At 67.6% G+C, this 19,243-nt stretch carries 12 protein-coding genes; 5 read left to right on the top strand and 7 right to left on the bottom strand.

What is annotated here, in order from left to right; genetic code table 11:
• Nucleotides 1–302 precede the first annotated feature (302 nt).
• From KIP79_RS34405 to KIP79_RS34380, 5 genes are all read right to left on the bottom strand, one after another.
• Entirely contained in the window at nt 303–1,676 is a 1,374-nt protein-coding gene (locus tag KIP79_RS34405) for an extracellular catalytic domain type 1 short-chain-length polyhydroxyalkanoate depolymerase (RefSeq protein ID WP_308170043.1), read from the bottom strand.
• Between the two features lie 140 nt (nt 1,677–1,816).
• Nucleotides 1,817–3,619 carry a lectin gene (locus KIP79_RS34400; RefSeq protein WP_214109148.1) on the bottom strand — a complete coding sequence of 601 codons (1,803 nt, stop codon included), beginning with the start codon at nt 3,617–3,619 and terminating at the stop codon, nt 1,817–1,819.
• A gap of 97 nt (nt 3,620–3,716) precedes the next feature.
• A complete protein-coding gene (locus tag KIP79_RS34390; RefSeq protein WP_250214306.1) occupies nt 3,717–6,584 on the bottom strand; it encodes a lectin in 2,868 nt (955 codons plus the stop codon).
• A 123-nt stretch (nt 6,585–6,707) separates the two neighbouring features.
• Entirely contained in the window at nt 6,708–8,066 is a 1,359-nt protein-coding gene (locus tag KIP79_RS34385) for a lectin (RefSeq protein ID WP_250214305.1), read from the bottom strand.
• A 514-nt stretch (nt 8,067–8,580) separates the two neighbouring features.
• Nucleotides 8,581–9,351 carry a FadR/GntR family transcriptional regulator gene (locus tag KIP79_RS34380; protein ID WP_250214304.1) on the bottom strand — a complete coding sequence of 257 codons (771 nt, stop codon included), beginning with the start codon at nt 9,349–9,351 and terminating at the stop codon, nt 8,581–8,583.
• Between the two features lie 140 nt (nt 9,352–9,491).
• Between KIP79_RS34380 and KIP79_RS34375 the strand changes: the two genes are divergently transcribed.
• The 4 genes from KIP79_RS34375 to KIP79_RS34360 all read left to right on the top strand — a co-directional run bounded on the left by KIP79_RS34375 (nt 9,492) and on the right by KIP79_RS34360 (nt 13,752).
• A complete protein-coding gene (locus KIP79_RS34375) occupies nt 9,492–10,769 on the top strand; it encodes an ABC transporter substrate-binding protein (RefSeq protein ID WP_214109147.1) in 1,278 nt (425 codons plus the stop codon).
• Between the two features lie 70 nt (nt 10,770–10,839).
• The gene (locus KIP79_RS34370; RefSeq protein WP_214109146.1) at nt 10,840–11,760 is read left to right on the top strand and encodes a carbohydrate ABC transporter permease; all 921 of its coding nucleotides are present in this window, start codon (nt 10,840–10,842) and stop codon (nt 11,758–11,760) included.
• On the top strand, nt 11,760–12,587 hold the full coding sequence (locus KIP79_RS34365) for a carbohydrate ABC transporter permease (protein WP_214109145.1): 828 nt from the start codon (nt 11,760–11,762) through the stop codon (nt 12,585–12,587). The genes KIP79_RS34370 and KIP79_RS34365 overlap by 1 nt, the downstream gene beginning before the upstream one ends.
• Nucleotide 12,588: 1 nt before the next feature.
• Nucleotides 12,589–13,752, top strand: coding sequence for a mandelate racemase/muconate lactonizing enzyme family protein (locus tag KIP79_RS34360; protein WP_214109144.1), 1,164 nt, complete (start codon nt 12,589–12,591; stop codon nt 13,750–13,752).
• On the opposite strand, the gene KIP79_RS34355 is transcribed toward KIP79_RS34360, so the two are convergent.
• Both KIP79_RS34355 and KIP79_RS34350 read right to left on the bottom strand, forming a co-directional pair.
• Nucleotides 13,743–15,263, bottom strand: coding sequence for an arabinofuranosidase catalytic domain-containing protein (locus tag KIP79_RS34355; RefSeq protein WP_214109143.1), 1,521 nt, complete (start codon nt 15,261–15,263; stop codon nt 13,743–13,745). The genes KIP79_RS34360 and KIP79_RS34355 overlap by 10 nt on opposite strands.
• Nucleotides 15,264–15,566: 303 nt before the next feature.
• Nucleotides 15,567–16,304: a FadR/GntR family transcriptional regulator gene (locus KIP79_RS34350; RefSeq protein WP_214109142.1), complete on the bottom strand. Its 738-nt coding sequence runs from the start codon at nt 16,302–16,304 to the stop codon at nt 15,567–15,569.
• A gap of 358 nt (nt 16,305–16,662) precedes the next feature.
• On the opposite strand from KIP79_RS34350, the gene KIP79_RS49775 reads away from it, so the two are divergent.
• Nucleotides 16,663–19,074, top strand: coding sequence for a ricin-type beta-trefoil lectin domain protein (locus KIP79_RS49775; RefSeq protein WP_308170042.1), 2,412 nt, complete (start codon nt 16,663–16,665; stop codon nt 19,072–19,074).
• Nucleotides 19,075–19,243 lie beyond the last annotated feature (169 nt).

Here is a 19,243-nt window from a genome sequence, read left to right as displayed (position 1 = left end):
CGGGGGTGGGACGGGCCCGAACGAGTCCCCGTGCCGTACGGGGTGGGGGTCGTGCACGGGGGTCTCCTAACTCGCGACACCACTATTAAGCATGCTTATTTTTGCCACTGGAAGCCGGAGCGCCCTGTTGCATTGGACGGTCTCTGGCTGCCTGAATCGAGAATCCGCATTTCTCAGCCCCATCGATGGGGCCTGACCTGTCCAACCGACCTCCATCCCGAGGAGATTGGCATGACACATCACGCGGTGATATCGCCACTATAAGTGTGAAACTTTCACGATCAAGCCGAGCCGAGCTTGCTTCAGACGCGGGTCCATTTCTGGTTGGTGCCGCCGTGGCAGGACCAGATCTGCACCTTGGTGCCGTTGGCGGTGGCGTTCCCTGACACGTCCAGGCACTTGTTCGCGCCGACCGCGGTGATGCTGCCGTCGGAGTTGAACCGCCACTTCTGGTTGTTCTGACCGTTGCAGTCCCAGATGATCACGGCCGAGCCGTCCGCCGTGCCGCCGCCGTTCACGTCCAGGCACTTGTTGCCGTACACGCGCAGCTCACCGGAACCGGTCGAGGTCCATCGCTGGTTGTTCTGACCGTTGCAGTCCCAGATCTGCGCCTGCGCGCCGTTCGCCTGGGAGACGCCGGTGACGTCCAGACACCTGTTCGACGCCACACCCCGCAGCGCGCTCGTGCTCCCCGAGGGCGACGGAGAGGGCGAGGCCGACGGGGATGGTGAGGGTGAGGTCGTGGCGCCGTCCAGGCCGAGGAAGGAGATGGCGTAGGCGAGCTGGCCGCTCATCGGCAACTGGTGGCCGACCCCGCTGATGCTGATCCCCTCCACCGTGGCCTGCGTCGAGGTGACGCCGTACCGGGTCCGGGTCCAGTTCGACTGCGGGCGGTCGGTGAACGCCGGGCTCTGGCTCAGCCCGTGCAGGTTCGTCCACTGCTTGATCTCTTCACCGAAGTTGTTGTAGTGCAGCGTCGTATCCGTCGTGCCATGCCACAGCTGCATGCGGGGGTAGCGCCCGGTGTACGCCGGGTACATCGACCGGGCCAGGTCGCCCCACTGCTGCGCCGTCCTGATCACCTGCCCGCCCGAGCACTGGCTGTTCCACAGCGACCCGTTGGTGGTCGCGAAACACCCTGCGGGAACCCCGGAGAACGCCGATCCGGCGGCGAACACATCCGGATACTGCGCGGCCAGCACGTTGGTCATCATCGCCCCGGAGGAGAACCCGCTGACCACGATCCGCCCCGGGTCCACGTTGTAGCGCTGCCGCGCCCAGGCGACCATCGCCATGATGCCGGTGGAGTCGCCGCCGCCGTCGCGCCGTAACGCGGCCGGGGTGGACACATCAAAGCATTTCTCGCTGCGGGTGGCCTCCGGCAGCACGATGACGTATCCGTACCGGTCGGCGGCGGTCACGTAGTCGCGCCCGTTGCCGTTGAAGATCGCTCCGGCTGATCCGCCGCAGTAGTGGACCAGCAGCAGCAGCGCCGGCCGCGCCGCGACTCGGTCCGGCACGTAGAGGTACATATTGAGATTCGTCGGGTTGTTCCCGAAGTTCGTCACCTGGGTCAGCGCCGCGGCGGACGTCGGCCGTACTCCGAGGAGGACAGCTGCCGCGACCAGGGGGAGGACGGTGGTGGCCGTCAGAATGGCTCTGATTATTCGTTTCACGCGGTTTCCCTTCAGTTTCCGCTTGATCGGTTGCCTGCGCACATGTCCGCCGGACATGCCGTTCACGGGCGACCGCGGAAGCGGGGATGGGGCCCGCCTTCGCCGGGTGACGGATCACCCGGCGAAGGCGTACCGGCCTTTCAGACGCGGGTCCATTTCTGGTTGGTGCCGCCGTGGCAGGACCAGATCTGCACCTTGGTGCCGTTGGCGGTGCCGTTCCCTGACACGTCCAGGCACTTGTTCGCGCCGACCGCGGTGATGCTGCCGTCGGAGTTGAACCGCCACTTCTGGTTGTTCTGGCCGTTGCAGTCCCAGATGATGACGGCCGTGCCGTCGGCCGTGCCGCCGCCGTTCACGTCCAGGCACTTGTTGCCGTACACCCGCAGCTCACTGGAACTGGTCGAGGTCCATCGCTGGTTGACCTGGCCGTTGCAGTCCCAGATCTGCGCCTGCGCGCCGTTGGCCTGCGAGGCGCCGGAGATGTCCAGGCACCTGTTCGACGCCACACCCCGCAGCGCGCTCGCGCTCCCCGAGGGCGACGGGGAAGGCGACGGAGAGGGAGAGGGAGAAGGTGAGGGGGATGGGCTGGTCAGTTCCTTGATCCGAATGTTGCGGAAGGACACCACGTCACCGGATCCGTGGTTCTGGATGCCGATGTAGCCCTGCTGGAGCGAGCGGACCGGATCGGCGTTGGTGAAGTCGTTGATCTTGGTGCCGTTCAGGAACACCTGCAGCCGCTCCCCCTGCACCAGCAGTTCGTAGGTGTTCCACTGGCCCGGCGGGTTCAGCGCCGCGTCACGTGCGGCGATGTCGGCCGACTTGAACCCGTAGATCGCGCCGGTCGTCTTGTCCGGGGTGTCGGTGGCGTCGATCTGCACCTCGTAACCGGTGTTGAGGGCCGCGTTGGGGTCGCTGGTGGCCGGGAACCCCACGATCACCCCGGAGTTGGAGTCGCCGGTCAGCCTCCAGTCGAGTTTGAGGGAGTAGGCGCGGAACTCCTTGGCGCTGTACCAGAGCATGCCCATGCCACCCTGGGAGGTCAGTGTGGCCGCGCTGTTGGTGAACGACCCCGGCCCGGCCTGCGACCACCCCGTGGTCGACCCGTTGTACAACGCCGTGTACCCGGTCTCCGGACGGCAGTCGGCGTTGACCGCCTTGGCCGCGTACCGGATTCCGCCCAGCAGCAGGGTGCGGAAGTTCGAGTCCGCGTACGACTCCTGGGTGTGCCCCAGGCCCGTATAGAACGCGCGGCCGGAGGACTGGGGGTGGCACCAGGTGATCGGATGGTCGCCGCCCATGCCGCCGCCGCTGTAGCTGGACTCGTCCAGGCTCTGCAGCACGCGTGCGTTGGCGCGGGGGTTGGTGCGGTAGTTGTACCACTCGTCGGTGCGCGTCCAGGTCGTACCCAGGTGAGCGGTAGCGGCGTGCGCCCGGTCCTCGTTGCGTACGGTGGCTTGCTGGATCGCGGGGTGGTTGTTGAACCAGGCCCCCATGAGTTGCCCGTAGTAGGGCCAGTTGTACTCGGTGTCGGCGGCCGAATGCACCCCGACGTAGCCGCCCCCGCCGTCCACGTACGCCTGGAAGGCGTTCTGCTGGGTGTCGTTCAGCACGTCACCGGTGGTGCTGAGGAACACCACCGCCTTGTACTGGGCGAGGTTGCCCGCGTTGAAGGCGTTGGAGTCCTCGGTCGCGTCGACGGTGAAGTCGTTGGCGGCCCCCAGGTCACGGATGGCCTGGATCCCGTTGGGGATGGAGTCGTGCCGGAACCCGGCCGTCTTGGAGAACACCAGCACCTTGAAGGCGGCGGCCTGGGCGGGTATGGCGGGGATCATCGCCGCGGCGGCGGTGAGCGCCACCGCGGTCACCGACAGGCGTCGCAGCATGGATGTCCTCCGGTCGCCTCCCGCGCGCCCGAGCGCGGCGGGGGTCAGATGTCGCAGCATGAATGTCCTTCCGTCGCGGCGCCCGGGCGCGGCCCCCTTCGACGAGGGAAAGGGGCCGCGCCTGGCGTCACATCAATGAGGTGGTCTGGCGGATGGCTCAGACGCGGGTCCATTTCTGGTTGCTGCCGCCGTTACAGGACCAGATCTGCACCTTGGTGCCGTTGGCGGTGCCGTTCCCCGACACGTCCAGGCACTTGTTCGCCCCGACCGCGGTGATGGTCCCGTCGGAGTTGAAGCGCCACTTCTGGTTGTTCTGACCGTTGCAGTCCCAGATGATCACGGCCGTGCCGTCGGCCGTCGCGCCGCCGTTCACATCCAGGCACTTGTTGCCGTACACGCGCAGCTCACTGGCACCGGTCGAGGTCCACTGCTGGTTGTTCTGACCGTTGCAGTCCCAGATCTGCGCCTGCGCGCCGTTGGCCTGGGAGGCGCCCGTGATGTCCAGGCACCGGCCCGACCCCGTACCCCGCAGCGCGCTCGTGCTCCCCGAGGGCGACGGAGAGGGCGAGGGCGACGGTGAGGGGGACGGAGATGGCGAGGTGCCGGTGTCGAGAGTGAAGGCGTCCAGGTCGAACAGGTAGCCCTGGCCGGTCGCCCCGCGGAAGACCAGGTACAGCGTGGTCGTGCCGGCGGGCGTGCCGCTGAGCGTGGCGCTCGCGTTGACGAAGGTCTCCCAGTTGCCGGTCACCGGCACGGTGACGGTTCCCAGCAGGGTCCCCGTCGCCGAGCCGGCCCGCACCTCGATCCGGCCGCCCGCGCCGGCCGAGGACACCCGCGCGGTGACGCTCCTGGCGTTGCTCAGGTTGTACGGCTGGAAGGAGATCCAGTCGCCGTCGTCGACGAAGCCCACGGTCTTGCCGCCCTCGGCGCTGGTGTGGTCGGCCGTCTGGACGCCCTGCTGGGCGCCGAAGTGCTCGGCCTGTCGCCGCCGCGGCTGCAGCGTCCTGGTACTGGTGGAGGTCAGGCCACCCCGGTCGGTGTAGGACGCCACGAAAACACCGAAGATGTTCGCCGCCGCGTCGTGCTCGCCGTCGACCGGCACCGCGATGGAGCCGCTGCAGCCGGTCCTGGAGGTGATCTGGTGGGCGTGGCTGTCATGGCCGAGCGAGTAGGTCACCGTCACCTTCGAACAGTCGATCGTGCCGTCCTCCGGATCGCTGACGTTGACCTGGAACGGCACCGTGTCGCCGAAGGAGAACAGCTGACCGTCGGCGGGGGTGGTGAGCGTGACGGTCGGGGCGGTGTTGCCCACGCTCACGATGACGCTCGCGCCCCCAGTCAGCCCCTGCGGGTCCCTGACGGTGAGGGTGGCGGTGTAGGTGCCGTTGGCGGTGTAGGTCTTGCTCGGGTTGGCGGCGGTGGAGGTGGTGCCGTCGCCGAAGTTCCACGAGTACGTCAGTGCGCCGCCCTCGGGGTCGGAACTGCCCGCCGAGGAGAAGTTCACCGTCAGCGGGGAGGGTCCCGAGGTCCTGTCGGCCGAGGCTCTGGCGATCGGGTTGCGGTTGGCCTGGCCGATGTACTCGATCCGGTAGAGCGCCTGGTTGTTGCTTCCGGTGCCGTAGTCGAGCACGTACAACGCCCCGTCTGGGCCGAAGGCCATGTCCATCACCTGCGTCCCCGACCAGGGGAACGCGGAGATCTCCCCGTAGCCGCCGTCGGCCTTCACCTCGATGGCCTTGATCCAGCGGCGACCGTACTCGCCGGCGAAGAACCGGCCGTCCAGCACCTGCGGGAACTTGACGCTGGAGTTCAGGTTCTGGTCGTACCGGTAGACCGGGCCGCCCATCGGCGACTCGGAACCGCTGCCGAACTCCGGCGGGGAGCCGGAGTCGCCGGCGTACTTGATCCACGCCGGCTTGGCCGCGGGCAGCGTGGTCAGACCGGTGTTGCGGAAGGAGTTGTTGGTCGCTCCGCCCGCGCAGTTGAACTTCGGGCCGGTGCTGTTGGCGGCGAAGTCCCACTCGTTGTAGGTCTCGCTGGTGGTGTTGCCGCCCGTGCAGTACGGCCAGCCGTAGAAACCCGGAGCGGTGATCCGGTCGAACTCCACCTGCCCGTTCGGTCCCCGGTTGGAGTTGGTCACGCCCGCGTCCGGCCCGTAGTCGCCCAGGTAGACGATGCCGGTCGCCTTGTCCACGCTCATCCGGAAGGGGTTGCGGAGTCCCATGGCGTAGATCTCCGGCCGGGTCTTCGCCGTCCCCGGGGCGAACATGTTCCCGGACGGAATCGTGTAGCTGCCGTCCGGCTGCGGCTTGATCCTCAGGAGCTTGCCGCGCAGGTCGTTGGTGTTGGCCGCGGTGCGCTGGGCGTCGTACTGCGGGTTGCGGTTGGTCCGCTCGTCCAGCGGGGAGTAGCCACTCGACTCGAACGGGTTGGTGTCGTCCCCGGTGGTCAGATACAGGTTGCCGGCGGCGTCGAAGTCGATGTCGCCGCCCACGTGACAGCACATGCCGCGGTCGTTGGCGACCCGCAGGACGACCTTCTCGCTCGCCAGGTCGAGCGTGTCATCCGATTTGAGGGTGAACCTGGACAGGTAAAGCTCACCCTTCCACTGGTCGAACTGAGCCTGGGTGCCGGTGGCCGGGGCGTCGCCGCTCGGCGTGCTGAGCCGAGGTGAGTAGTACAGCCAGACGTACCGGTTCGTGGCGAAGTTCGGATCGACCGCCACACCCTGCAGGCCCTCCTCGTCGTGGGTGTAGACGTTGAGCCTGCCGGCCACCTTCGTGTTGCCGTTGACATCGGTGACCCGCACCGTGCCGTCGCGGGCGGTGTGGACGACCGACCGGTTCGGCATCACGGCCAGTGACATCGCCTCACCCAGTTCCGCGCCGCCCGACGCGAGCGACACCTGCTGGTAGTCGGACGCCGAAATGGTCAGTGCGTTCGCCGGGGAGGCGGTGAGCGCGAAGGCTCCTGGAGTGATCAGCGCCATCGTGGTCAGCAGTCTGAGCCACGGACGTCGGGACATGAGTGTTCCTTCCTGACATATGAACTTCAGTCAGGGCAAGGCGCGCGCCGCCGCGCTGTTGCCAGTGCGCGTTCTGTCCAGAGGGGTGCCGTCTCTGGTGACCTCATCGGCCGCTGATACGCCTCAGGCGCGGGTCCATTTCTGGTTGCTGCCGCCGTGGCAGGACCAGATCTGCACCTTGGTGCCGTTGGCGGTGCCGTTCCCTGACACGTCCAGGCACTTGTTCGCGCCGACCGCGGTGATGCTGCCGTCGGAGTTGAACCGCCACTTCTGGTTGTTCTGACCGTTGCAGTCCCAGATGATGACAGCCGTGCCGTCGGCCGTCGCGGCGCCGTTCACGTCCAGGCACTTGTTGCCGTACACGCGCAGCTCACCGGAACCGGTCGAGGTCCACTGCTGGTTGTTCTGACCGTTGCAGTCCCAGATCTGCACCTGGGTGCCGTTGTTCTGGGAGACGCCGGTGACGTCCAGGCACCTGTTCGACCCCACACCCCGCAGCACGCTCGTCCCCGGCGGATTGACCGTGGGAGTCGGCGTCGGCGTCGGAGTCGGGTTGCCGCCCCCGAACTGCGCGAAGAAGTTCCACACCACCTGCCTGGTCCAGGAGTTCTCGCCGGGCTCGAAGTCGCCCGACCTTCCGTCCACGGGATTGGGGGTGTGACCCGCGTCGAACGCCGCCCACGCGACCGGATACCCGGCCCGGCATCCCGAGTAGTAGGTGACGATGTGCGTCAGGCTGCCCTGCGCCGGCTCCGGCGGGTTCTGGGCCGTACAGCCGTTGTTCCTGACGAACCTGTCACGCAGCGACCGGCCCGCGGAGATGTTGAGCACCGGGTCCCTGAGGCCGTGCAGCCCGATGTACGCGATGGGGTCGTTGCCGCCACTGCACCCGCTGAGCTGCCCGCCGGAGTAGACCGCCACCGCGCGGAAGGTCGTCGCCCGGCCACACGCGAGCGCGTAGCTCATGCCGCCGCCGTAGCTGAAGCCCAGGGCGAAGCGCTGGGCGGTGTCGACACAGAGGTCCGCCTCGATCCGCCGGATCATGTCGTCGACGAAGGTGACGTCCTCACCGCCGGAGTTGGCCCAGCCGTTGTTGAAGCCCTGGGGCGAGACAAAGATCGCGGTGTTGTTCGACAATGCCCTGAGCCCGTAGTAGGACCAGACGTACCCGCTGGTTCCGCCGGAATCGACATCATTGGCGGTGCCGCCGTTCCAGTGGAACCCGAAAATCAACCGGTAGGGGGTGTTGTTGTTGTAGTTGTCGGGAATTCTCAGGATGTAGCTGCGATTCTTCCCGCTGGTGGTAATGGACTGCGTACCGCTTCTCAGCGTCGGAGTCTTGCCGCATCCCGCGGTGGGCGCGAGGGCGCTCTTTCTGGTGAGCGACATGGTCGCGCTTTCGCCCAGCGCCGTCTGTGTCGCGGCCAGGACCAGCAGTGCCGTGGTCGCGACAGCGGTGAAGAGGGACCTATACCTCAACATCACGTAGTTCCTTTGCCCTTCTCATGGGACACCCGTAGACGGGGAAGCCGTTTTGCTCACCCCCCTTTCCCGGGGGTGCGAACGTTGGCCGTCGGCGTTTCTTTCTCCGGCCCGAGGAATGCCGGATCGACGCGGCACGGCCGCGTTACGCCGATCGAAACCCGCCGGCCGTGCGCGCATTCGCCGGCCGGTCGAGTGATGGATTGTTAACGCTCACTTAGCGCCGCCGTAAACAGGTTCTCCTTTCTTTCGGATACTGCAGGCGATGGTGCAGCGGAGCAAATATGACTTTGCCGAGGCCTGTCAAGGCCGGGCCTTTCCGATGTTGCGGGCCCTGGGCCGACACGGCCCGCCGCTCCTGCGTCTGGCCAGCGGAAGCGGCCGTGGTCACCGCCGACCTGGCGCGCTGAAACTTTCACCGATCGCTGATCGAACCGTTTCCGGGCAGGAGCAGGCGATCATGGCCACCCCTGTCCTGGCGGGGAGTGACCGTTCTCACGGGGTGACGGCGGTGCTAACGCTGCAGCCGGACGGGATCGGCCGGTCCGCTGCGGCGGACCAGCCAGGCCTCGGTGATGTGGTTGAACATCGCCTCGGCGGCGCCGTCAGGATCGTGGGCGGCGACGCGTTCGTAGATGCGGCGGTGGCCGAGGTTGGACGCCACGCACAGGGCCCGCTCGGTCCGGCCCATGTACCGGGCGGTGTTGATGACCTGGCTCTCCAGCGACCGTACGACGCCACGGGCGATGCGGTTCCCCGACGCCTGCATGATCGTGTCGTGGAAGGCCCGGTCGAAGTCGGCATACGTGACGTGGTCGTCCACGAGCTCGTCCATCTGGTCCACCAGCTCGCGCAGTCGCTGCACGGTGTCCGGCCCGGCCACGCGGGCGGCGACGTTCGCCATGTCGGACTCAAGCACCCGCCGTGTGACGACGAGGTCGTCGAGAATCGCCAGGCTCTCGTCCTCGGCGATGGTCGCGGCGAGAACGAGCTCGTCGAGCATGTCCCACATCGCCGGAGGGGTCACCATGGTGCCGGCGCCCTGGCGGACCTGAACCAGCCCCTTTTCCTGCAGGATTTTCACGGCTTCCCGGACGACGGTGCGGCTCACGGAGAAGGCTTCGCACAGCGCGGGCTCGGGAGGCAGCGGCGTTCCGGGCGGGTGCACGCCGCGAACGATGCGCTCCACCAGCTCGGCCGTCATCGCTCGGGCGAGATTGGCCGGGCGTCGTACCCAGGCCGGTGGTTCCGGGATACCGCCGGCCGTTTCCTGCGATGCCGCCATATCCCCCTCCGGTGGCCTGGCTAGGGCAGCGCCACCGCGTCAGTATACGTCACCCGCTATTGACGTGAGACGTCATACGAGTTACGTTTCGCCGCACAAGATGGCCGGGTCCATCGGCCGCTCTCGGAGAGTGAGCAGCTATGAAGCAGCGAGCGTTGTGGTCGGCCTTGGTGGCCGCGGGACTGGTTTTGGCCGGCTGCGGAAGCGCGGCACGGACGGAGTCCCCGTCCGGAGACTCGCCGCAGAAGCAGCAGAAACTCGTGGTCTGGGACTGGAAGTCCGGTGAACCGGCCGCCGCCGAGTACATCGAGAAGGCGAAGGCCGACTTCGCCAAGCGGCATCCCGATGTCACCGTCGAGTTCGTCGCCCAGCCGTTCGACCAGTACTACACGCTGCTCGGCACGGCGATCCAGTCCAGCAAGGGGCCCGACGTCATGCTCTTCAACGGCGGCGGGCAGATCCGCGACCGGGTCGACGCGCTCCTCCCGCTGGAGGAGTACGTGGCCGAGGACAGGAGCCGGCTGGCGGGCTGGGACGCGTTCACCAAGGACGGCAAGATCTACGCCGCGCCGGTGACCCTGCAGGGGCACCCGATCTACTACAACAAGACGCTCTACGAGAAGGCCGGTCTCGACCCGGCGAACCCGCCGAAGACCTGGGACGAGTTCGTCAGCGGCTGCGCCGCCATCAAGAAGGCGACCGGGGCCACCTGCTTCGCGCTCGGCAACAAGGAAGGCATCGGCATCCAGTTCTTCATGTCGGGCCTGGGATCCGGCATCCTGACCCCCCAGGAGTACGACGACTGGATCGCGGGCAAGCGCGACTGGAACTCCCCCCACGTGCGGCGGATCTTCGAGCTGTGGAAGGACGCCAACGACAAGGGGCTGAACAACGACGGCGCCAACTCCACCGCGATGTTCACCGACATCTTCGCGGTTTTCGAGACCGGCAAGGCCGCCCACATCATCGGGCTGATGTCGGACATCGGGCACTGGAAGGACTTCGGCGAGTTCCTGCCGCCCGACAAGATCGGCGTCATGCCGGCCCCGGTCGTCACCGAGGGGGCCGCCCCGAGCCTCCCGTACGACGGCGGTATCGGCTACGCGGTCGCGAAGTGGACGCAGGACCCGAAGCTGGCCGCCGACCTGGTGCGATCCCTGACCTCTACGGACGCCCTGACCGCGTTCTACGCCAAGGCCGGCGCGATCGCCTCCGACACGACGATCGACGTGTCGCAGGCCGGTCCGGCCGTCGCCGCGATCGTGCCCGAGATCAAGACCGGCAAGCCCGCCCTGCACGTCGCGCTGTCCTCCAAGACCCTGGACCTGATGGGCAGGCTCTCCCAGCAACTCCTGAGCGGGTCGACCACCGTGGACAAGGCTGTGGAGCAGCTGGCCGCCGCCGACCGGGCGCGCTGATCGCGTGCCGATCGGAAATTCGTCGCCGTTGGTCCGCCCGACCGGCTCCGGGCGGGCCCACGGATCGACGATGAAACAGCGGGGGCGCCGCAGGAAGGCTGACACGGCTACCCGGCCGACCTCCCGTGGCGCGCGCGCCGAACGCCTGGCCCCCTACGTCCTGGTGGTCCCGGCCGTACTGATCATCGTGGTGCTGCGGCTGTGGCCGCTCGTCCTTGGGATCAACTTCTCCTTCACGGGCGACGGCGAGCTCAACGGGACCCCGGTCGGCCTGAACAACTACCTGGAACTGGCCGACGATCCGTTGTTCCGCACCTCGCTGCGGAACGTCGGGCTGCTGGTGCTGCTGCTACCCGTGGCGGTGGCGATTCCGGGCCTGCTCGCGACCTTCATCTATCTGCGCGTGCCGGGTCACCGCGTCTACCGCAGCGTCTACTTCTTCCCGGCCGTGCTCTCACCGGTGATCGTCGGCGCGATCTTCAACCTCATGCTCGGGTTCGACGGCCCGCTGAACGCCCTACTCAGGGCGATCGGCGCCGGCCCGGTCGACTGGCTCGGCGATCCCGGCATCGCCATGTTCACGGTCGTCGGCGTGCACATCTGGGCGACGTTCGGCATGGCCCTGGTGGTGTTCCTCGCCGGATTCAGCACCATGGACACCTCGCTGCTGGACGCCGCCCGCGTGGACGGCGCGTCACTCCCCCAGATCATCTGGCACGTGATCATCCCGAGCCTGACACGTACCATTCAGTTCGTCTTCGTGACCACGATGATCGGGATGCTGACGTCCATGTTCGGCCTGCTCTTCGTCATGACCGGCGGTGGCCCGGAGGGGTCGACCTACCTGCCGGAGTACTACATCTGGCACCAACAGGGACAGCTGAACCGGCCGGCGCTCGCCTCGGCCGCCTCGACGGTCCTCTTCGTCGTGATGCTCGTGGTGGGGATCCTGCAGATCACCCTGCTCCGCCGCGCGGGGAGGCGGGACTGATGCCCGGCAGGCGTCTGGCCAGGTGGGTGGCCGCCGTTCCGATGGCCGTTCTGGCGCTGGCGACGATCTATCCTCTGGTGTTCACCGCCAACGTCGCGATGAAGACCCGGCGCGACTACATCCTCCACCGGTTCTCCTGGGCGGGCTCGCCGCGCTGGGACAACCTCGCCGAAGCGTGGGCCGGCGCCGGGATGGCCCGGTACTTCGCCAACTCCTTCATCGTCGTGACATGCGCGGTGGCCCTGCTGCTCCTGCTGGGGTCGATGGCGGGCTTCGCGCTGAGCCAGCTGCGGTTCCGCGGTTCTTCCATGATCTTCCTGGGCTGCCTCGCGGGGCTGTTCGTCCCGTTCCAGGTGATCATGGTGCCGCTCACCAGGGTGATGGCCGACAGCGGGCTCGTCGACACCTACCCGGGACTGATCCTGGCCTACGTCGCACAGTTCCTCCCCTTCACCGTGTTCCTGATGACCAGCCACTACCGGACCATTCCTGCGGAGATCGTCGACGCCGCCAGGATCGACGGGAACACGGTGTACGGCGTGTACCGGCGGATCATGCTCCCGCTGGGCGTTCCCGCGCTGCTGTCGGTCGGCATTCTGGACACCCTGTTCTGCTGGAACGACGTGCTCATCTCGCTGCTGATGATGCCGTCGCCCGAGCATCGCACCCTCATGATCGGGGTCAACTCGCTGCGCGGACAGTACTCCGACGACATCCCCACCTTCGCCTCGGGAGTCCTGATCGCCGCGGTACCCGTGCTGATGATCTATCTGTTCCTCCAGCGCCAGATCGCCGACGGCGTCACCGCCGGTGCCACGAAAGGCTGACATGCGGATCACGGGGTACCGGACCACGACGACGGTCCAGGAATGGGGCCGTCCCGTCGGTGACGCCAACGGCGTCTTCGCCGACGGGGCCGTCTCGGTGCCGATCGTCATGGTGGACACCGACGAGGGGATCACCGGTGTCGGTCTCGGGCCGTACGTGGAGATCGACGCCGTGTTCGCCGCGATCGAGGGCGAGGATCCGCGCGGCGTGACCGCGCTCTACGACCGCATGCTGCGGCAGACCTTCAAGGCGGGGCACGCGGGCACCGTGTTCGGTACGATCGGCGCGCTCGACACCGCCCTGTGGGACATCAAGGCACAGGCGGCCGGTGAACCGCTCTGGCGTCTGCTGGGCGGACGCGACAAGCGGGTCCCCGCCTACGCCTCGGGCCTCGACATCGGCCTGACCGACGACGAACTCGTCTCCGCCTACCAGGTCTACGCCCAGCACGGTCTGCGCGCAGCCAAGATCAAGGGCGGCCTGGACATAGGGCGTGACCGGCACCGCCTCACGCTGGTACGGGACGTCCTGACCGAGGCCGGGCACGGGTCGCGGCCGGGCCTCATGCTCGACGTGAACGAGGCCTGGACGCGCAAGCAGGCGGTCCGGCACGTCGGTGAACTGGAGCGCACCCTGGATCTCACCTGGATCGAAGAGCCGGTCCGGCGGTGGGACGCCGAAGGCCTGGCCGTCGTCGGCCGCGGGATCCGCGCCTCCGTGGCGACCGGGGAGAACCTCAGCGGGCTTGAGCAGTTCCGCCCGCTGCTGGCCGCGGGGGCCGTCGACATCGTGCAGACGGCCGCGGTCTGGGGCGTGTCCCACTTCCTCCGGGTGTCCGCCCTGGCGCACGCCCACGATCTGCCGGTCAGTCCGATCGGCACCACGCCGGTCGGGCTGCTGCACGCCGCGACGTCGGTGCCGAACCATATGGCCAGCGAGTTGCAGGACCTGCACCCGCCGCTCGGAGTATCGCTCGACCTGTACGTCGAGGACGGCGCCTTCATCCTCGGAGACACGCCGGGTCTCGGCCTCACGATCGACGAGCACGCGATCAACACGTTCACCCGCCGGCCGGACGCCAGGGCCGCCGAGGGCCCCAACATCCGGCCGGAACACGCCGGGCGACGACTGCTGGCGGTCGCCGACGGCTTCCGTCAGCGGTAGCCGGCGGCGATGACGTTGGCCTGGACGGCGTTCTCGGTGGCGTCGGTGGGGTAGCCGGCGACCATGGCCCCTTCGTAGAAGGTGCCCGCGCTGAGGTTGGCGCCGCCGTCGGGCTTGCAGCAGTCGCCGCCGCTGCCCAGGATGATGGCCCCCTGCTTTTTCATTGGGCTGTAGCCGTTGGGGAGCGAACCGTCGTACAGGGTGTACAGGCTGCCGGACTGGGCGTTGCTGCCCTTGATGGCGAACCGGGTGGTGCCGTTGTTCTTCAAGGTGGCGGTGACGAACTTGTGGGGGAAGGCCCGCTGGTTGGGGTTCCACGACTGGCTGCCGCCGGGGAACAGGCCCCACTCCAGGTCGGCCTGGACCCAGGGGCCGGTCCCGGAGCAGCCGCCGAACCAGCACTGGGTGCTGAAGTTGATGGCGTCCATGGCGCCGGCGGCGTCGGCCTTCCTGGTGGTCTCGCTGTTGCCGTAGTCGAAGCAGCAGCCGCTGTTGACGTGGGTTCCGCTGGTCACCATGTACATGCCCTCGGGCGCGCTGCCGGTGGGGACGCCGGTCAGGTGGCCGTCCCGCCAGTAGCTGTTGCCGGGGTTGATGTAGAGGGAGTAGGCCTTGCTGCCGCCGACGGTGAGCGATTCGGTGGTCGCGATCGCGGGCCTGCTCTGCGGGGAGCCGGGAACCACGCTGGATCCCTGGTACCACAGGTCGTTGCCTCGCCCGGACTGGTCGTAGACGACCGTGACGACGCACGTGGTGCCGGCGCAGAACGAGTCCTGTGCCGCGGCGTTGGCGACGCCGCCCGCGGCCAGGACGCCGATGTTCCTGGTGGTGTTGTCGGAGGAGCGCCTGACCTGGTACAGGTTGCCGTTGTACGCGCCGTAGAGCGCCCGCGTCGTGCTGTGCGCGGCCACGCACGGCGTGCCGCCCGAGGCATAGATGTCACACGGGCGCGCGCCGGGCGGCTGCGGGCTCGGCGACGAGGTCGGCGTCGGGCTGGGCTGGGCGCCGGTGGTCCATTTCTGGTTGGTGCCACCGTGGCAGGACCAGATCTGCACCTTGGTGCCGTTGGCGGTGCCGTTCCCTGACACGTCCAGGCACTTGTTCGCGCCGACCGCGGTGGTGCTGCCGTCGGAGTTGAACCGCCACTTCTGGTTGTTCTGACCGTTGCAGTCCCAGATGATGACAGCCGTGCCGTCGGCCGTCCCGCCGCCGTTCACGTCCAGGCACTTGCCGCCGTACACCCGCAGCTCACTCGCGGTGGTCGAGGTCCACTGCTGGTTGGCCTGCCCGTTGCAGTCCCAGATCTGCACCTGGGCGCCGTTGGCCTGCGAGGCGCCGTTGACGTCCAGGCACCTGTTCGACCCCACGCCCACCAGCGGCGTGGTCGCCGCCGAGGCCGGCGCCGACCAGGACAGCGCGGTGGCCAGGACGGTCGCCAGCACCGCCACGACAGACGCGACGACGGCCGGCCGCGGCGCGCGGCCTGATAAGGGGACGGATGAAGGCTGCATTGTCGTACTCCTTGGGAACAGGGCGCAAGGGCCGCTGGGGAGCCGGTCGCCGCGATGAATGCGAATCGATTCGCTAACGTGACTGAATCCGCTGAGGAGGGAGGCGGCGGTGTACGGCGAAGCACATACGACGGGCGGACAACCTGTCAAGGGTCCGGCCTGTCCGGCTGCCTGCCGGAAGCTCTTTCCGGCGGCTCTGATCGGCGATGCTCACACTCCGCCGAGATGAAAGATTCATCCGCCCCGGCTTCGTCTGCTCACGTCCCGCCCCTCCCCTGGATCGAACCGGTTCAGGCACCCGCGTCACTGGGAGGAGAAGAGACGCTGCTGGATCTCCCTGCGGTAGTCGTCGAGAGTGTTGTCGATGTGCGTGGCGGCGGCCTGGGCGGCCGCTTCGGGGTCGCCGGCGCGGATGGCCTGGTAGATGGCCTCGTGCTCCTCGACGGCCTTGGCGGCGTGCCCGCCCACCGAGCCCCGCAGCCCGATGAGGCTCGACTGCGCCTGCAGCCGCCTGGCCTCCCGCACGGCGATCTCGAGGAACATGTTGTGCGAGGCTGTGGCGATGGCGGTGTGGAAGGTGTCGTCGCCCTCGTTGAACAGCTCCTCGCGTCCGGTCTCGAAGCCATGGCGGCACACGCGGGCCGCCTCCTCGATCGCCCTCAGCTCGGTGGGGGTGGCACGGCGGGCGGCCAGCCGGCTGGTCTCCATCTCCTGTGCCCGGCGGAACTCGAACAGCATGTAGACGTGGTCCAGGTCAGTCGGAAGGAAGAAGGAGGCCCGGCGCCCAGAACCGAGCATCCCCTCGTCGTCGGCGACATACAGCCCGCGGCCCTTCTGGGCGCGCACCCGGCCGAGCGCGGAGAGTATCTTCACCGCCTCACGTACGACGGTGCGGCTGGTGCCCAACTGCTGGGCCAGCTCGTTCTCGGTCGGCATGCGGTCGCCCGGGCGCAGACGCAGCCGGACGATCAACTCCAGTAGCTGCTCCGCGGCCACCTCGTAGCCCGGCCGGTATCCGCTCTCACGCGGGGTGTCGGTCACCGTGCTTCCTCCTCGCCTTCCCTGCAAGAGTATGACTGATCGCGGTTGTCTTTCCTGAAGGCCGACGACCTCTGATCAGTACGACACATCTGAACGGTTCATACGGTGATGGTCATGCGGGCGGGCACGGTTGTGAACGTCACCACTGGTCAACAGAGCAAAGCGGTTAACTACGACCAGAGTCTCAGTGTGAGCCTGGTGAAATAAGCGTGCTTAAGGTCTTGACGGACATCAGTGTTCCGAACGTAATTGGTAGCGAGGTCCCGAAGGCGCTCCTCCCGGCTCCGTGGCTGGGATCACATGGGCGGGGTGTGAGGAGAGCGTGACCTGCCACACCCCTACCCCGAAGGAACCCACCGTGCAGTCATCTTCGCCCATCACGGCGTTGAGACCGGTCCTGACCGGCATCGTCGCCGCGGCGCTGGCCGCGGCGTTCGCCCTCGTCGCCCCGGCCACCTCGGCCCTCGCGGCCACCACGACCCTGTACGCGTCACCCTCCGGCACCGGCACCGCCTGCACCTCCGCCCAGCCGTGCTCGGTGTCCGCGGCACAGACGGCGGTGCGATCGCTGAACGGCGCCATGTCCGGCGACATCGTCGTGGAACTGGCCGACGGAGTTTACCGGCTCGCCGCGCCGCTCCGGCTGACCGCCGCCGACTCAGGAAACAACGGCTACACCGTCAAATGGCAGGCCGCGGCGGGTGCGCGTCCCGCCATCAGCGGAGCCCGGGCGGTAACCGGATGGTCAGTGGCCGACTCCGCGAAGAACATCTGGCGCGCCAACGTCGGCACCGGGATCGACACCCGGCAGCTGTACGTCAACGGCGCCGTCGCCACGCGCGCCCGCACCCAGGTGAACCGGGCCGACTTCACCGCGACCAGCACCGGTATGCGGTTCAGCAACAGTGCCCTGAGCTACCTGAACAACCTGGCCAACCAGAACCGGGTCGAGATGGAGAGCGTGAACTCCTTCACCGACCGGTACGTGACGGTGCAGAGCATCAGCGGCAACTTCATCACGATGCAGCAGCCCGGCTGGAACAACAACACCTTCGGCTACGACACCTTCACCCAGCCGCACCGGGCGGGCCCGCTGTACCTGGCGAACGCGTACGAGTTCCTGGACGCGCCGGGTGAGTGGTACATCAACCCCGGGACCGGCGTCCTGTACTACATCCCGGCGAACGGGCAGAACATGAGCAACGTCAGCGTGGAGCTGCCCGTGCTGCAGTCCCTGGTGAACATCGGGGGCACCTACGACGCGCCCGCGCACCACATCACGTTCAGCGGGATCACCTTCACCGGCACGACCTGGCTCGGGCCCAGCAGCAACCAGGGCTATGCGGACCAGCAGACCGGCGCCTACATCGCGGGCAACTGGAACTGGCCCGCCGACCGGCTGACCTCCTGCCAGAACGGCTGCACCCAGTTCGAGGCCGCCCGGCCGAACTGGTCCCAGATGCCCGCCGCGGTGCAGGTCTCCGCCGCCGGCAACATCACCTTCACCGACTCCCAGTTCGTCAACCTGGGTCAGACGGCCGTGGGCATCGGCAACGATGCCAACGCGCACGCCAGCGGTGTCGGCCTGGGCGCCGGCGACATCACGATCACCAGGTCCGAGATCGCCCGCAGCTCGGCCGGCGGCATCGTGGTCGGCGGCGTGCGCGCCGACGCACACCACCCCGGTGACCAGCGGATGGTCAACCGAAACATCACCGTCACGAACAACCGGATCCACGACCTCGGCCTGGACTACCGGGGCATCGTCTCGGTCCTGACCACGTACGTCACCAACACCAACGTGTCCCACAACGAGGTCTACAACCTGCCGTACACCGGCATGTCCATCGGCTACGGCTGGGGCGCCAACGACGCCGGCGGCAACAACAACTACGCCGGCCGCGGCCTGTACAACTACCAGCCGCGGTACTCGACGCCCACCACCGCCTCCGGCAACCAGCTCGTCGGCAACTACGTCCACGACGTCATGCAGCAGATGAACGACGGCGGCTGCATCTACACCCTGTCGGCGAACCCGAACGGGATGATCAGAGACAACTACTGCCTGCGGACCAACGGCTACTTCGGCGTCTACTTCGACGAGGGGTCCCGGTACTACACCGTCACCAACAACGTGTTCTCGAACACCGGCACCTGGGCCACCGCCAACTACTGGGGCGGGGAGAACATGGGCAACTGGACCGTCACCAACAACTGGTCGACCAACGGCAGCACCAATGTGAGCAACGGCGACCGCGGCAACGTCGTCTCCGGCAACGTCACCGTCACCAACGGCAACTGGCCTTCCGGCGCCCAGGCCGTGATGGCGTCCGCCGGGCCCCAGACCGGCACGTCACCCTCGCCCTCTCCGTCCCCTTCTGGGAGCACGAGCGCGCTGCGGGGTGTCGGGTCGAACAGATGCCTGGACGTCAACGGCGCCTCGCAGGCCAACGGCGCGCAAGCGCAGATCTGGGACTGCAACGGTCAGAACAACCAGCAGTGGACCTCCACCAGTTCCAGTGAGCTGCGCGTGTACGGCAACAAGTGCCTGGACGTGAACGGCGGCGGCACCGCGGACGGCACGGCCGTGATCATCTGGGACTGCAACGGCCAGAACAACCAGAAGTGGCGCTTCAACTCCGACGGCAGCATCACCGCGGTCGGCGCGAACAAGTGCCTGGACGTGTCAGGGAACGGCACCGCCAACGGCACCAAGGTGCAGATCTGGACCTGCCACGGCGGCACCAACCAGAAATGGACCCGCGCCTGACAACCTGTAACGACGAGCCTTCGCCGGGCGACTCATCCCCCGGCGAAGGCTCACCCCCTTGACAGCGGTAACCGCTCACACCTGTTCATCCGCTTGCGCGTTTTACCCAAAGGAGCTGCACGCGAAATGTTAACGTTAACAGAGGAATCGGGTCGGCACAGCCGGCGAG

Origin of the sequence: Acrocarpospora catenulata, from assembly GCF_018476525.1 — a bacterium.
GTDB lineage: Bacteria > Actinomycetota > Actinomycetes > Streptosporangiales > Streptosporangiaceae > Acrocarpospora > Acrocarpospora catenulata.
Note: the sequence above shows the minus strand (reverse complement) of the source record. Positions and strands in the feature narration are given on the sequence as shown.